Genomic DNA, 14,227 nt, shown 5'->3' with positions numbered 1-14,227 from the left:
CGGGCGAAGCCTCGGAGCGTCGTGGGATCGTCAGCGCGCGTCCGCGGACCGACGACGCCGCGAGGCGAGGACGAGCCCGGTACCCGCGAGGACGATGAACGCCCCCGCGGCCAGGATGCTCGCGTCCGTGCCCGTCGTGGCCAGCGCGTCACGCTGCGCAGCGGCCTGCTCGACCTCGGCGACCGGCTGCGCGTCCGTCAGGCCCAGGTTCGCCGGGTCGGACGACGACGCCGCGGTCGTCGCGACGTTGCCCGTTGCGTCGACGTAGACAGGAGCGATGGGCTCGACCGGGTCCGTCGGGTCGGTCGGCTCGACCGGGTCCCTCGGGTCGGTCGGCTCGACCGGATCCGTCGGGTCGGTCGGGTCGGTCGGGTCGGTCGGGTCCGTCGGGTCCGTCGGGTCCGTCGGGTCCGTCGGGTCCTCCGGCTCGTCGGCGAGGGTCACGCCGATCCAGTCCCAGGCCACCGACGCGCTGTCGAGCCCCCCGAGGCCGATGAGCCAGTGCTGCTGGCCCGTACGGATCCACGACTGGCTGGCGTCGTCCCAGACCGAGCTGTTCATGTCCTGGCCGGTGTAGAAGTTCGGGCTGCCCTTCGTGGTGCCCTCGGCCGAGCCCCACACCTGGAATGCGGGCAGGCTCGCCACGTCGGTCCCCGCGGGGACCCGGACGTAGACCTTCTGGCCGGGGGTCACCGAGCTCACGACCCTGCCCTGCGCGTCGACGAGGACGACCCCGGCGGGCATCGCCGACCCGTCGGCCGTGCGCAGCTCGACGTGCACGTCACCGGTGCCGCCGACGAGCGACGCGGTGAAACCGTAGTCGGTCGAGCCGTCGGCGTTGCGGACGAACCCGTTCGAGACGAACCCGGGCTGCGGCATGACGACGTTCTCCGTCAGCGCCTTCTCGATGAGCCAGGCCGCCGTCTGCATGGTCGCCCGACGGTCGCTCTGCCCCCAGGACCAGCTGCCGTCCAGCTGCTGCTGGGCGAAGTCGCTCAGCGTCACGTGCCCGGCGTCGTCGACGTCGAAGAACAGCCCCATGACGTCGTGCCCGGTCGAGAAGTACCAGACGGCGAACTGCGTCGCCTCGTACGCCGTGTACTCCGCCGTCGTGTCGTCGACGGCCGAGGCGTCGGACCGCACCCCGGCGCGGTCGAGCAGGTCGCGGGCGTTCGCGGCGCGGGCCGTCATGTCGGAGCCGCCCGTGAACCCGTTGACGAGGATCGTCTGCTGGGCGTCGGTGTCGCCCCAGTGCATGCCCTCGGGGTCCGCCTTGGCGACCTCGCCGTTCCAGGCGTGCCACCACGACCCGGCGATGTCGCGGTCGTAGACCATGTGCGTCGTGCCGTCCTCGTCCACGAGCTCGTGGTGCAGGATGTGCAGCTGCGGCTGGCCGGACCACCCGGACCAGTCCTTGCCGGAGCCGCCCTCGGCCGGCTCCTGGAAGTACCAGTAGTCGCAGGGGAACCCCTCGTAGTAGCCGTCGTGCCAGTGCGGCTCGTACTCGGCGTCGGGGTAGGCGGCCTGCGTCGCGCCGAGCAGACCGGCGGCGGACGCCGCGGCGAGGGTGGTCGGGACGTCCGTGGCCGCCGTGCCGTCGGCCGGCTCGCCGGCCTCGGCGTTCTCGTCCTCTGCGCTGCCCGCGGTGGTGCCCGCGGTCACGACGTCGGTCGTGGGCTCCGCGACGGGCTCGTCGCTCACGTCGCCCGTCTCGGGAGCGGGCGCGGTGGGCTCCGCCACGGCCTCGGGGGCCGGCTCCTCCGGAGCGGGGGCGACGACCGGGTCGACCGGTTCCGGGGTCTCGGTCGTCGTCGGCGCGGCAGGCGCCTCGGGGGCCGGGGCCGCCTCGGAGGTCGCCTCCGGGGCCGCCTCCTCGGCAGGGGCGTCGGTGGCGGCGGCCTCCGGGGCGGTCGCCTCGGGGGCCGGGGACTCGCCGTCGTTCGCGAACGCGGCCAGCGGAGCCCCCAGCACGAGGGCGGCGGAGACGGCGGTCGTGGTGGCGGTACGAAGAACCTTCATGGTGGAGCTCCTCTGGCTGTCGTGGCGGGTGTCTCCCGATGACTCCACGTTCCGCCCCGGGGGCACTCGTCCGGCACGCCCGAACGGGGGCGACGAGTACCTCCGAAAGTCGACTCCGCACGGCCCGCCCGACGGGCCCGGTCGCCCTCCCGTGGCTAGCCTGAGCGGCGTGGGGGTCCAGGTCTCGCGGGCCGACGTCCTCGTCGCGGTCTCCAGCGGGGCCGCCGGGGCGCTCCTCGTCATGCTGCGCGCGTCGTCCGGGCTGGGATGGGCGTCGGCGGGGCCGGAGATCGCCGCCCAGCTCGCGGCGTCGGCCCTGCTCCTCGCCCGGCGGCGGTACCCCCTCGCCGTCCTGGGCGCGTGCGTCGTGCTGTCGTTCGTCTCCCCGGCTGTCGCGACCCTCGCCGCGCTCTACACCGTGGGGACCGAGGTCCGGTCCTCCCGCACCAGCGGGGCCGCGGTGCTCGGCGTCGTCGCCGTGACGTGGCCGGCGTGGCGGCTCACGGCCGAGCGCTCGGGACCGTCGGCCCTCTGGGCGGCGACGCTCATGATCCTGTTCGCGTACGTCGCGGGTCGCGCCGAGCGCTCGCGCGCCGAGGCGGACCGCCGGGCCGCGGCGAGCGCCGAGGTGACGGCGCGGGCGGCCGAGCGAGCCCGGCTCGCCCGCGAGCTGCACGACGTCGTCTCCCACCGGGTGAGCTACGCCGTCGTCGAGGCGGAGGTGCTCGCGACGACGACGGAGGACGCCGACGTCCGTCGTCTCGCGGACGAGATCGGCACGAGCGGCCGTGCGGCGCTCGCCGAGATGCGGCAGGTCCTCACGGCGCTCACGGCGGACGCACCCGAGCCTGCCCCGGGCACGGGCGGGTCCGCGCGCGGCACCGGCTCGGCCGGTCCCGCCGCGATCGCGGCCCTCGCCGAGGAGGCGCGCACCGCCGGCCAGCCCGTCCGGGTCGAGATCTCGGCGCAGTCGTCGTCTCCGCCGGACCTCGTGGACCGGACGGTGGAACGCGTCGTCAGCGAGGGTCTGACGAACGCCGTGCGGCACGCCCCGGGGGCGTCCACCACCGTGGAGGTGTCGCCGGTCGAGGGCGGCGTGCGCGTCACGGTCGACAACGCACCGCCGACCTCCCCGCCGACCGGGCTCACGACCGGAGGCTTCGGCCTCGTCGGCCTGCGCGAGCGGGTCGAGCTCCTGGGCGGCACCCTGGAGTCCGGACCCACGCCCCCCGGCGGCTACCGGCTGCGGGCGACGCTCCCGAGGAGGACGGCATGATCCGCGTGGTCGTCGTCGACGACGAGGCGCTCCTGCGCGCCGGGGTCGTGCGCCTGATCGGGACCGCCCCGGACCTCGAGGTGGTCGGTGAGGGAGGTGACGGCGCCCGCGCGGTCGAGCTCGTCCGCGAGCTGCGCCCCGACGCCCTCCTGCTCGACATGCAGATGCCCGTGATGGACGGGCTGGACGCGCTCGTGGCGGTCCACCGCGAGCACCCGGAGACCGCCGTCGTCGTGCTGACGAGCTTCCTCAGCGACGAGTACGTGCTGCCCGCCCTGCGCGCCGGCGCCGTCGGCTACCTGCTCAAGGACTCGACGCCCGAAGAGCTGCACCACGGCATCCGCGCCGCGGTCGCGGGCGACGCGATCCTCTCCCCCGCCGTCGCGCGGCACCTGCTCGCCGCCGCGGGCGGCGACGCAACCGCCCGGCGCGCCGACGCGCAGCGCCGCCTCGGCGCGCTCGCACCCCAGGAGCGGGAGGTGGTCGGGGCGCTCGCGGACGGGCTCTCCAACGCCGAGATCGCCCGACGGCTGTATCTCGCCGAGTCGACGGTCAAGGCCTACCTGGCGCACGCCATGACGAAGCTGGGCACCGTGAACCGGACGCAGACCGCGATCCTCGCGCACGAGGCGGGCCTCGGCGCCCGGTGAGAGCGCGCCGCCAGGCCCGGCGCTCCGCCGAGGCTCGTCGCGACCGCGCTCGAGCCAGGCCTGCCCCGCGCCGGGATCGTGACGACCGCGGCTACGACTCCGCGATGCGCTTGATCGCCGCGAGACGGCGGTCCCACGCCGCGCCGATGGCCTCGATCGCCCGCGCGGTCTCCTCCAGCCGGGCGCCGACGGCGCGGTAGCGGACCTCCCGGCCCACCCGGACGGACTCGACGAGGCCCACCTCCGCGAGCACGCGCAGGTGCTTCGCGATGGCCTGACGGCTCACGGGCAGCCGCTCGGCGAGCGCGGACGCCGAGAGGTCCGCGCTGCCGAGCTCCTGGAGGATCCGCCACCGGGTGTCGTCCGCGAGGGCCGAGAACACGGGAGCGAGCTCCGTCACGGGTGCGGTCACGCGCGACCGCCCTCGACCGCGAGCGCACCCTCGAGGAGCGCGACGAGCTCGTCGAGCTCGTCCGTCCAGCCCTGCTGGTGGCTCTCGAGGAGCCCGTCGGGGTCCGCGACGAGGTCGAAGCCGGTCTCGACGACGCGCAGGACGGTCGTCGACCCCTGGGGTTCGAGCGTGAAGCGGGCGACGGTCGAGGTGGACTCGTCCATGACCTGCCCCACCGGCGTCCCCCACCGGAAGGCGAACGTCGTCGTGGGGTCGTACTCCTCGATCCGCACCTGGACGTCGGGCTCGTCCGGCCAGCTGAACACGCCCTCGCCGCCGACGCGCAGGTCGGGCAGCTCGGTCCGCTGGCCGAACCAGCCGCTGATGAGGTCCTCCTGGGTGAGCGCGGCCCAGACGCGTGCCGCCGGGGCGTCGATGGTCACCGTCCGGGACACGGTGTACGACTCGCGGTCGACGACGGCCGGCTCGTTGGTGGTGGTCATGGTGCTTCCTCTCCGTGGGGAAGGTCGACGTTGATGCAACCTTAGAGTTGCACAAGTTCCGGATGGGCGCAACCCTGGGGTTGCACAGTTCGACGGGCCGGTCACGCGCTCCCGAGCGCGATCCCCGTCACCGCAGCCGCCACGCACACGACGAGCATCCCGAGCGCGTGCAGCAGGGCGACGGCGCCGCGGCCCGCGAGCAGGAGGCGCGCACCCTCGACCGACGCGGTCGAGAACGTCGAGTAGCCCCCGAGGAACCCGATGCCGAGCACCGCCGCGACGTCCCCGTGGCCCGGGTGCGTCACGCCCCAGCCCGTGAGCAGCCCCAGCAGGAAGCACGCGGTGACGTTGACGACGACCGTCCCGAGCGGCGTCGACCAGCGGTTGTGCCGCGCCACGAGGGTGTCGAGCAGGAACCGGGACGCCGCGCCGAGCCCTCCCGCGACCGCGACGAGCGCCAGCTCCGGGACCCCGGTCACCGGGCACCGCCGCCCCGGGCGACCAGCCGCCGTCGGACCGCCGCGGCGAGCGCGATCCCGGCCACCGCCGCCGCGACGCCGAGCGCGACGCTCACCAGGGCGTAGGCCACGCCGAGCGCCGCGCTCCCCCCGCTCGCCAGGCGCTCGACCTCGACGACGAACGTCGAGTACGTCGTGAACCCGCCGAGCACACCCGTCCCGCAGCCGAGCCGGACGCCGCGACGCCACCCGGCGTCCGGGCCCGAGCGCAGCAACGTCTCCAGCAGCGCACCGAGCACGAACGACCCGGCGAGGTTGATCCAGAACGTCGTCCACGGCCACGACCCGGGCACGAGCACGAACGCCTGCTCGAGGAGCGCCCGCGCCGTCGTGCCGACCGCTCCACCGAGCGCGACGAGGCCCGCGAGCGCGAGGACGGGGGTCCTGCGCCTCACGTCTCCCACGGCGTCCGGAGCTCCTTCCAGTCGACGACCGCGAGCGGCACCGTGAGCACAGGCCGGTGCTGGTGGTGGGCGAGGTGCGCGGCGACGGACCCCTCGACGAGCTCGCGCAGGTGGGCGGTCGACCCCGGCGCGCGCGTCCCGACGACGATCACCGCCGCCTCGACGGCCCGCGCCAGGTGCGTCAGCGCCCGGTCGGGGCGTCCCGCGAGGTAGCGCAGGTCCCACGCCACGCCCGCACCCCGCAGAGTCTCCTCGATCTCGGCCCGGAGCCGCGCCTCGACGTCCTGCCAGGAGTCGTCGGCGGAGTCGGGGTCGAGCGACGCGTGCGTCACCGAGCCGTCGGCGTGCTCCGCCACGACGTGGCGGGAGGTGTCGGCGTAGGCGGCGACGACGCGGGAGCCGACGGCGCTCGCCCAGGCCGCGGCCGTCCGGACCACGAGCGGGTCGCCGCCCGGGACGACGCCCACCACGACGGGGTGCCCGCCGAACGGGACCATGCGGTCGAGCGCGGGCTGGGGCACGGGCCTGGCTCTCATGCGGACCTCTTCCCGCGGGGATCGCTCACCGCCCTCAGCGTACCCAGCACCCGCGGACCGGGCCGTCAGCGCACCTGGGCCGTGGGACGCAGCAGGATCTCGTTCACGGAGACGTGCGCCGGACGGCTCACCGCGAAGAGCACGGCGTCGGCGACGTCCTGGGGGTCCAGGACCCGGATCTCTCCGGCGATCTGCGCGGCCAGGGTGCGCATCGCGGGGTCGGTCAGGTGGCTCGCGAGCTCGGTGTCCACCATGCCGGGCTCGACGACGACGACCCGGACGCCCTGGGCGGCGACCTCCTGGCGCAGCGCCTCGGAGAACGCGTTGACGCCGTGCTTCGTCGCGGCGTAGACCCCCGAGCCCGCGGACGCCGTCCGCCCCGACGTCGACGAGGTCTGCACCAGGGTGCCCCGGCTCGCGAGCAGGTGCGGCAGCGCTGCGTGCGAGACGTGGAGCGTGCCGAGGAGGTTGGTGCGGGTCATCCGCTCCCACTCGGCGGGGTCGGCTGTCTGCACCGGGCTGCTCAGCATGACCCCGGCGTTGTTGACCACGACGTCGAGCCCGCCGAGCCGTTCCGCCGCCTCGGCGACCCCGGCACGCGCGGAGGCCTCGTCCGCGACGTCGAGGACGAGCGCCCCGACGCTTCCGCGCAGGTGCGCCGCGTCGGCCGCGACCTGCTCGAGCCTGTCGAGGCGGCGGCCCGCCGCGACGACCTCGGCCCCCGCGGCCGCGAGGGTCCGCGCGACCGCGGCCCCGATGCCGGACGACGCCCCGACGACCAGAGCCCTGCTTCCCGTCATGTCCATGTCCCGCTCCTCCGTGTCGAAATAAGATGACCAGGTGGTCACCTTCGACGGTACCACGCAAGATGACCACCTGGTCATGTTGCGTGGTACCGTCGTCGGCGAGGAGGTGGTCCACGTGCGGGCAGACGCCGTGCGCAACCGCGAGTCGCTGGTCCGTGCCGCGGGGAGCGTGCTGGCCGAGTCAGGGCTCGACGTCCCGGTCGCCGCGATCGCCGACCGCGCCGGCGTGGCCAAGGGCACCGTCTTCCGGCACTTCGCGTCCAAGGACGAGCTCGTCGTGACCGTCGTCGCCGGGCTGATCGACGACCTCGCCGCCCGCGCGGAGACCCTCCTCGCCGAGCCGGACCCGCTCACCGCGCTGCGCGAGTTCGTGGCCGCGGGAGTCGAGCTCCAGGCGCGGGATCTCGCGTTCTGCCAGGTCGCGGCCGCCGCGGAGCAGCAGGTCCCGGGACTGACCGACCGCCGCCTGCGGCTGGAGCAGATCGCCGACCTGCTCGTCCGGCGCGCCCAGGACGCCGGGGCGGTCCGCGCGGACCTCACCGGCCGCGACGTCGTCGGGCTCATGACGGCCGCCTACCAGGGCGCCTGCGCGACCGGCGACCCCCTGCGCTGGCCCTACTTCCTCTCGGTGCTCGTCGACGGCCTGCACCCGACCGGTCAGGACGGGGCAGGCCGCACGTCGGACCGTGCGTGACCTGATCGTCGAGGCGCGCTCAGCCTGCCTTCGTGTCCAGCCACTTCTTGTCGCCGAACGACTTCGCGAGCTCGTGGTCCGTGACGACGAACCCGACGGCCTGCGCGACGGGCAGGATCTGGTCACGCTCCAGCCCGTCGTCGATCCCGAGCCGGTACATCAGGACGACGGTCCCGGTACTGACCATGACCGCGGGCGAGTCGCCGTCGTCGAGCAGCGCGTACGTGCCCTCGAACCCCGGCTGGGGCACCGCGGCGGCGAGGGTCGGGTGGGCAGGTCCCGTGGTGTCGGTGAGCGGATCGCCCTCCGGTGCGTCGTTGAAGGCGGCCGCCAGGCGCTCCGCCTCCTCCTTCGACCCGACGTCGACCAGGACGACGTCGAGCGCGAGGGTCGGGCCGTCGTCGGACACGACGCGGGCCTCGAACCCGGCCTGGCACGACCCCGCGAGCGCCTCGATCGCGGGGATCGCGGGCAGGTCGTCGCACGCGAAGTCGCGGCGGGCCGTGAGCGCGATGCGGTCCTCGTTGACCAGGTAGTCGTTGTCGGAGAAGTAGTCCCACGACATCGGCGCGAGCGCGGGGCCCGACTCCGGGTCCATTTCCGCGCCCGCGCGGTACTGCTGCTCGAGCCACGGCTCGTCGTCGGTGACGTCCGTGTCGACGGGCTCCTCGGTCGCCTCCGGCTCGTCGGTCGCGACCGGATCGTCCGGCGCGTCCGTCGCGGGGGCGGGCTCCGCGGTGGTCGGCGCGGGTGCGGGCGGGGCGTCGTCGCGCACGGCGAGCCACACGCCGAGGCCGCCCGCGACGACGACGAACGCGCCGACGCCCGCGAGGACGGGCACGAGCCACTTGCGCGAGCCGCGTCCGGGCGGCGTCGCGTACGGGGAGAAGCCGTACGGGTCCGACGGCGGTACGGGCGGCCCCGGCACGACCGTCGCGTCGTCCGGTGCGCCGTACTGCGGGCCAGACGGCGGGCCGGACGGCGTCGCGTACGGGGCCGTCGGGGTGCCGTACGGAGCGTGCGGGCCCCGCGCGCCCTGCGCGCCCGCGTAGGGCGCGGGCAGCGGGGGCGGCGGGTACCCGGGGGCCGTGCCGGCAGGAGGCCAGGTCGCGCCGGTGTCCGTCGGCGGGAGCGTCGCGTGCGGGTCCCGACCGGGGCGGCCGGAGCCCGGGTAGCCAGGCCCCTGGGGGGCGGCCGCCGCCCGGCCGTAGGGGTCGGTGTCGTACGGAGCCTGCGCGTGCGGGCTCGCGTAGCCCGGGGAGCCCGACCCGCCGAAGCCCGACCCGCCGTCCTCCCCGTACCGACGCGGCGGCCGCATGACGGTGTGGTCGTCGACCGGCTCGTACGGCTCGGTGGGGTGGGACATCGGGCGGGTCCTCTCGTCGCGGTCGGCTCGTGCAGGGTAGCGGAGTCCGGTGACGGGCCGGCCTCGACCGCCGCGGGCAGGACCGGTGCGGCCGGGCACGGCGCGGGGCGGGTCGTCCGGCAACGACCCGCCCCGCGTTGTGCTCCCGGCCGAACCCGGGTGCGACGGCCGGCTACCCGGCCGCGTCGTAGCCGACGGTCTGCGCGGACGTGACGTCCTCGCCGTCGACGGTCTTGGTCACCGAGACGGTGACCTCGCCCGCGTCGATCGCGACCTGGCGGGTCGCGAAGGACTGGTAGGCGTTGGCGCCCGGTGCCACGTCGGCGAACGTCTTCTCGCCGTACGGCGTGGAGACCGTGACGTCGACGGGCACGTCCTCGTCGTTGACGACGCGGACCGCGAGGTAGATCTTCCCGGCCATGGTGCGCGGCTGCGCCTCGACCGAGAACGCGACCTGCGGCTCCTCGCCGCCGCACTCGAACCGCGCGTCGCCCCAGACGCCGTGGGCGCCGTTGATCGACCCGGGCGCGTCGACGACGAGGTCGATGTAGTGCGCCCCCGTGAGGTCGAGGTCGACGGTCTCGGTCGGGAATCCGGCCTGGAACGTCGAGCCCTGGTAGCGGTTCACGTCGTCGAGGTTCACCTTGAAGATCACCGACCCGTTGAAGCCGTCCTCGAGACCGGTGTCCGCGGTGAACCGCGTGCACTGGCCGCCCAGGTAGTACGTGATCTTCGACGCCGCGTGCACGCCCAGGCCCTTGTCGTACGTCTTCTTCAGCTCGGGCGTGGTGTTGATGACGAGCGGCAGGTCGGGCGACGACGCGGAGTCCTTGTTCGCCACGTCGATACCGATGACGCCGTAGCCGTTCGTCGCGGAGGTCCACTCGAGGTCGGACACCCACACGTCGCCCGACGGCGCGTCGGGCAGACCGAGCGTCACGGGCCGCACGTCGAACAGCTTGGCGGTTGTCCCGGTCGGGAACGTCACGGACCGCAGCTCCTTGGTCGGGTTGAGCGGCGCGACGTTCGCGTACACCTGGTAGCTGTACGTCGGGTACTCGTACCCGTCCGGGTTGTTGGCGTTGTTGCGGCCCTTGCTGGCCACCGCGACGACCGAGTCCTTGAGCGGGCCCGACGCCTGGATGAGCCAGTTCGGGAAGTAGAACGTCTGCTTCGACGTCGTCCCGTCCGCGTACGTGATCGTCACCTCGGGCGTGACGCCCGCGCCCGTGGCCGACGAGCCGAGGAACGCGAGGTGCGTCCCCTTCCCGCCGAGCGCCACGGTCTGGCCGTCGAGCGCCATCGAGTTGGGCACGCCCGGCTCGGAGTCGGGCCACCGGAACTCGATCGTGTCCTCGCCGCGCTGGACGGTGAGCGGCTCGCCCCACGTCGCCCCGGCGGCCGCGAGCGCGTCCTCCGAGAAGGAGGCACCGCCGCCGTCGAAGTTGCCGGCGCCCTTGGTCGCGACCGACGTGATGGACACGTGGTTGAACGCCGCCGCGAGGCTGCCGTACGCGACGTCGATCTGGCTCGTGCCCGTGATCGAGCGCTCGCCGCCCGCGGCGTCGAGGTAGGTCGCCGTGCCGCCGACGCTCTGCGCGCCCGCCGCCGACCCCGAGCCCGGGGAGACGACGAACGTCGCCGTGAGCGAGCCGCCCGGCTCGACCGACGCCGCCGTCGTGCCCTCGGAGCTCACGACCGTCCAACCCTCGGGGACGACTGGCGTGATCTCGACGCCGTCCTTCGCCTTCGTGCCGGTGTTGTGGAACGTGACGCGCGCCGTCGTCTCCTCGCCCTGGAACACCTGGTCGTCGACCGCGACGGACACGTGCGCGCGCTGCGCGTCCGAGTCCTCGCCGCCGACGGCGCTCGTGCCCGTCAGCGTGATCGTCGCCGTCGCATCGGACCCGACGGCGGCGATCTTGACCCGCACCACGCCGCCCTGGGCGTCGGCGTCGTAGAACCAGCCGCTCTCGGCGGCCTCCAGCGCGGCCGCGTCCGCGACCTCGCCGAGCTCGGCGCCGCCGACGCTCACCGCGTCAGGGGCCGACCCGGTGTGGACGTCGAGGGCGTAGGGCCGCGCGGCGGCCTTGCCCGCGTAGTCGCCCTCGCGCTCGCCGATCGTCACGACGACGTCGCCGCCGTCCTGCTCGGGAGCGGTGACCGAGAACGTCTGGCGCGAGGCCGCGCCGTCGGCATACGCCCGCGTGACCTCGTCGTCCTCGTAGAGCTCGAAGCTGCTCTCGCCCTGCGGGTAGACGTCGAGCGTGATCGCCGAGTCCTCGGCGACGAGCGACGCGTTGCGTGCGACCTCGCCCTGCGGGACGACGGCCCCGGCGCGGACGAAGAGCGGGAGCGTGTCGAGCGGCGCGGCGTAGCCGTCGACGACGCGACCGCCGTCGTACAGGGCGCCGGACCAGTAGTCGACCCACTGGCCCTCGGGGAGGTAGATCCCGTCACGCACGTCGGAGTCGGTGTACACCGGCGCGACGAGGAAGTCCTCGCCGAGCAGGAACTCGGAGTTCGCCTCGGCGCCGTACGCGTACGGGTCGTCGGGGTACTCGAGCGCGAGCGAGCGCATCATCGGGGTACCCGACGCGTGCGACTCCGCGGCCAGCGTGTAGACGTACGGCATGAGCTTCTGGCGGAGCTGGAGGTACTTCCGGTTGATCTCCGTGGCCTCCTCGCCGTAGAGCCACGGGCGCTTGTCGACCGACGCCCAGCCGCTCATCGAGTACAGCGCGGGCGCGAACGCCTTCCACTGCAGGTCGCGGACGTAGGACTCCGCAGACCCCCCGAAGATGCCGTCCACGTCACCGGTCGTGAACGCCTGGCCGGAGTTGCCCGAGCTGAGGAGCGCGGGGACCTGCCAGCGGACCGCGTCGAGGTTGCCCGAGTGGTCGCCCGTCCACTGCATGCCGCAACGCTGCGAGCCGGCCCAGCCCTCGACCATGAGCGCGGTGCCGCGTGCGTCCGAGTTCGCCTCGATGCCGTCGTGCGCGGCCTCGCAGCCCGTGAGCGCCATGCGGTAGCCGGAGCCGACCCACGCGACGTCGAGCTTGCGCAGGCGGATGCCCGCCTCGCCGACCTCGAACGCCTGGTTGGTCAGGGACCGCTCGGTCCACAGGCCGGTCTTGATCCCGGTCTCGGCCTCGATCTGGGCGACCGTCTCCGGGAGCTCGACGTACTCGCAGCCGTAGCCGTCGTTGACGAGCATCCAGCCGCCCGGCATGTCGTGCTCGACGAAGTCGCGCGCGACCTCGAGCGCGTCCGGCGTGCGGAGCTTGCCCGGGACGTTCCACGAGTTGGGGTTGCGCGCCTTGTAGGTCTCGGACGAGCGGTTGTAGCAGTCCGCGTCGCCGTACTCGAGCGCGTAGACCGGCGGCATGTGCGGCCGGCCCGTGAGCTGCGTGTAGCCGTCGAGCGACTGCTTGTAGTCCCCGACGAAGTAGTAGGCGTCGAAGCGACGCTCCTCGTGCGTCGTCGTCGCGTCCTGCGTGAAGGCGTACGTGCCGCGCGCGAACGTGTTGCGCAGGACGCCGTAGCCCGCGCTCGTCATGTAGTACGGCACGGCGTTGGGGTAGCCGTCGTCGTCCCAGTCGTACGAGCGCGCGATGTTGATCGTCGCGCCCGTGTGGATCGAGCGGCCGTTCTGCATGCCGCCGCCGAGGAACTGCTCCCCCGCGCTCGGCGTGAGGTGCTGGGTCGCGCTGTTCGACCCGAACGTGATCGGCGCCGACTCCTCCCACACGACCGAGCCGTCCGCGCGCGTCAGCGTCATGCGGCTCGTCGCGCGGTCGACCGTGAGCGTCACGGCGTCCGTCGCGAGCGTGATCGTGTCGCCGTCCTCGACGGTCGGCGTCGCGCCGGTGAACTCGTCCGTCCCGACGACGATGTTCGACGTCCGGGCCGGGTCGCCCTGCGGCGTGTTCGCCGGGTCGGTGAACGACCCGCTCGGGTCCGCCTCGACGCGCAGCGTCGCGTCGTCGAGAAACGTCACGCGGGCCGCACCGTTCGCGGCGCGCAGCGTGACGACGTTCCCGTCCTGCTCGACGGCGGTGATCGCCCCGATCGGCGTGCCGTTCGCCGCGACCGGGACCTCCGGCGTGACGGGCTTCGGCGTGATCGGGGTGGGCCCGTCCGTCGTGGCGGCGGTGGTCTCGGTGGCGGTCGGCGCCGCGCCCGCGGGGACCGCGACGAGACCGGTGGCCACGAGCGCGACGGCGGCGAGCGCGGCCGCCGCGGCCCGTGGGTGCAGACCGCGAGCGCGGCTCGCGGGGTGTCGCTGACGTACTGGCTTCATAGAGCTCCCTCGCCCGGGGTCGCTCGACGCAGAGGGTTCGGCGCACGAGCGGTCGTTGGTCAGTGATCCGGCAGACTCTGCATTATTCTGCGTGATTCCTCGTCGAATCACGCACCAAGCATCACGCACAGATCGCCGGAGCACAAGAGGTCTCGCCGAAATTGAACCCCGGTCGCCCGAGATAGAACTGTGGTCGGCCGAGGTAGAACCCTGGTCGCGCGAGATAGAACCGTGGTCGGGCTTCAGGCCCGCGGGGTCGGGTCCGCGGTGGGGGTGGTCTCGGTGCTCGGGGCTGCGGCGCCGTCACCGTGGTCGTTCGGCCGTGGGTTCTTGGAGCGCCGCTCTGACGCCCCTTCGCATCCGAGTCCACCCCCACCGCTCGGCCGTCGTCGCACCTGAGCTCGTGGTCGCCCACCCCCGCAGCGCTCTCTTCCACCTGGCAGCGCGCGGGCCCACCACCCCTGCCGCCCCGAGGGACCCTGGTCGCGCGAGGGAGGAACCCCGGTCGTCCGAGAGAGGACCCTGGTCCGCCGAAGTAGAACCGTGGTCGGCCGAGATAAAACCCCGGTCCCCCGAGATAGAACCGTGGTCGGCCGACGTAGAACCATGGTCGGCCAAGGTCGAACCATGGCCGTGCCCGACGGCGTTCGCTCACCCGCCGCGGCCAGGTCGCCAAGAAGCCATCTGGCCACCCAGGCCGCGCAGGCCTCCGAAGCACCGCGGTCGGCCCTGCGACCCGGCAGGCCACCCAGTTCACCGCC

General features: G+C 74.0%; 12 protein-coding genes. 3 read left to right on the top strand and 9 right to left on the bottom strand.

The features are described from left to right. Positions 1-30: 30 nt before the first annotated feature. Entirely contained in the window at positions 31-2,019 is a 1,989-nt protein-coding gene (locus tag FIC82_RS20760) for a Cys-Gln thioester bond-forming surface protein (protein WP_154797430.1), read from the bottom strand. 169 nt (positions 2,020-2,188) lie between these two features. Between FIC82_RS20760 and FIC82_RS02500 the strand changes: the two genes are divergently transcribed. Together FIC82_RS02500 and FIC82_RS02495 are read left to right on the top strand one after the other, a co-directional pair. Continuing rightward, positions 2,189-3,295 carry a sensor histidine kinase gene (locus tag FIC82_RS02500; RefSeq protein WP_168731427.1) on the top strand — a complete coding sequence of 369 codons (1,107 nt, stop codon included), beginning with the start codon at positions 2,189-2,191 and terminating at the stop codon, positions 3,293-3,295. Continuing rightward, positions 3,292-3,945 (top strand): response regulator, encoded by a 654-nt coding sequence (locus FIC82_RS02495; protein ID WP_154797428.1) that lies wholly within the window; start codon positions 3,292-3,294, stop codon positions 3,943-3,945. Before FIC82_RS02500 ends, FIC82_RS02495 begins: the two co-directional genes overlap by 4 nt. Positions 3,946-4,036: 91 nt before the next feature. On the opposite strand, the gene FIC82_RS02490 is transcribed toward FIC82_RS02495, so the two are convergent. The 6 genes from FIC82_RS02490 to FIC82_RS02465 form a co-directional block, all read right to left on the bottom strand. Beyond that, positions 4,037-4,357: an ArsR/SmtB family transcription factor gene (locus FIC82_RS02490; protein WP_168731426.1), complete on the bottom strand. Its 321-nt coding sequence runs from the start codon at positions 4,355-4,357 to the stop codon at positions 4,037-4,039. Further along, positions 4,354-4,839: an SRPBCC domain-containing protein gene (locus tag FIC82_RS02485; protein ID WP_154797427.1), complete on the bottom strand. Its 486-nt coding sequence runs from the start codon at positions 4,837-4,839 to the stop codon at positions 4,354-4,356. Before FIC82_RS02485 ends, FIC82_RS02490 begins: the two co-directional genes overlap by 4 nt. 101 nt (positions 4,840-4,940) lie before the next feature. After that, positions 4,941-5,318, bottom strand: coding sequence for a fluoride efflux transporter FluC (locus FIC82_RS02480; protein ID WP_168731425.1), 378 nt, complete (start codon positions 5,316-5,318; stop codon positions 4,941-4,943). Next, on the bottom strand, positions 5,315-5,752 hold the full coding sequence (locus tag FIC82_RS02475; protein WP_168731424.1) for a FluC/FEX family fluoride channel: 438 nt from the start codon (positions 5,750-5,752) through the stop codon (positions 5,315-5,317). The genes FIC82_RS02480 and FIC82_RS02475 overlap by 4 nt, the downstream gene beginning before the upstream one ends. Continuing rightward, complete coding sequence (locus tag FIC82_RS02470; protein ID WP_154797426.1) at positions 5,749-6,297, bottom strand: universal stress protein; 549 nt, start codon at positions 6,295-6,297, stop codon at positions 5,749-5,751. Before FIC82_RS02470 ends, FIC82_RS02475 begins: the two co-directional genes overlap by 4 nt. Before the next feature lie 65 nt (positions 6,298-6,362). Then, positions 6,363-7,145 carry an SDR family NAD(P)-dependent oxidoreductase gene (locus FIC82_RS02465; RefSeq protein ID WP_253691360.1) on the bottom strand — a complete coding sequence of 261 codons (783 nt, stop codon included), beginning with the start codon at positions 7,143-7,145 and terminating at the stop codon, positions 6,363-6,365. A gap of 34 nt (positions 7,146-7,179) precedes the next feature. On the opposite strand from FIC82_RS02465, the gene FIC82_RS02460 reads away from it, so the two are divergent. After that, positions 7,180-7,797 (top strand): TetR/AcrR family transcriptional regulator, encoded by a 618-nt coding sequence (locus tag FIC82_RS02460; protein WP_154797424.1) that lies wholly within the window; start codon positions 7,180-7,182, stop codon positions 7,795-7,797. 19 nt (positions 7,798-7,816) lie between these two features. On the opposite strand, the gene FIC82_RS02455 is transcribed toward FIC82_RS02460, so the two are convergent. Together FIC82_RS02455 and FIC82_RS02450 are read right to left on the bottom strand one after the other, a co-directional pair. Further along, the gene (locus FIC82_RS02455; RefSeq protein WP_154797423.1) at positions 7,817-9,163 is read right to left on the bottom strand and encodes a hypothetical protein; all 1,347 of its coding nucleotides are present in this window, start codon (positions 9,161-9,163) and stop codon (positions 7,817-7,819) included. Positions 9,164-9,335: 172 nt separating this feature from the next. After that, entirely contained in the window at positions 9,336-13,466 is a 4,131-nt protein-coding gene (locus FIC82_RS02450) for an NPCBM/NEW2 domain-containing protein (protein WP_154797422.1), read from the bottom strand. Positions 13,467-14,227 lie beyond the last annotated feature (761 nt).

The sequence above is a fragment of the Cellulosimicrobium protaetiae genome (genome assembly GCF_009708005.2).
Classification (GTDB): Bacteria; Actinomycetota; Actinomycetes; order Actinomycetales; family Cellulomonadaceae; genus Cellulosimicrobium; species Cellulosimicrobium protaetiae.
Note: the sequence above shows the minus strand (reverse complement) of the source record. Positions and strands in the feature narration are given on the sequence as shown.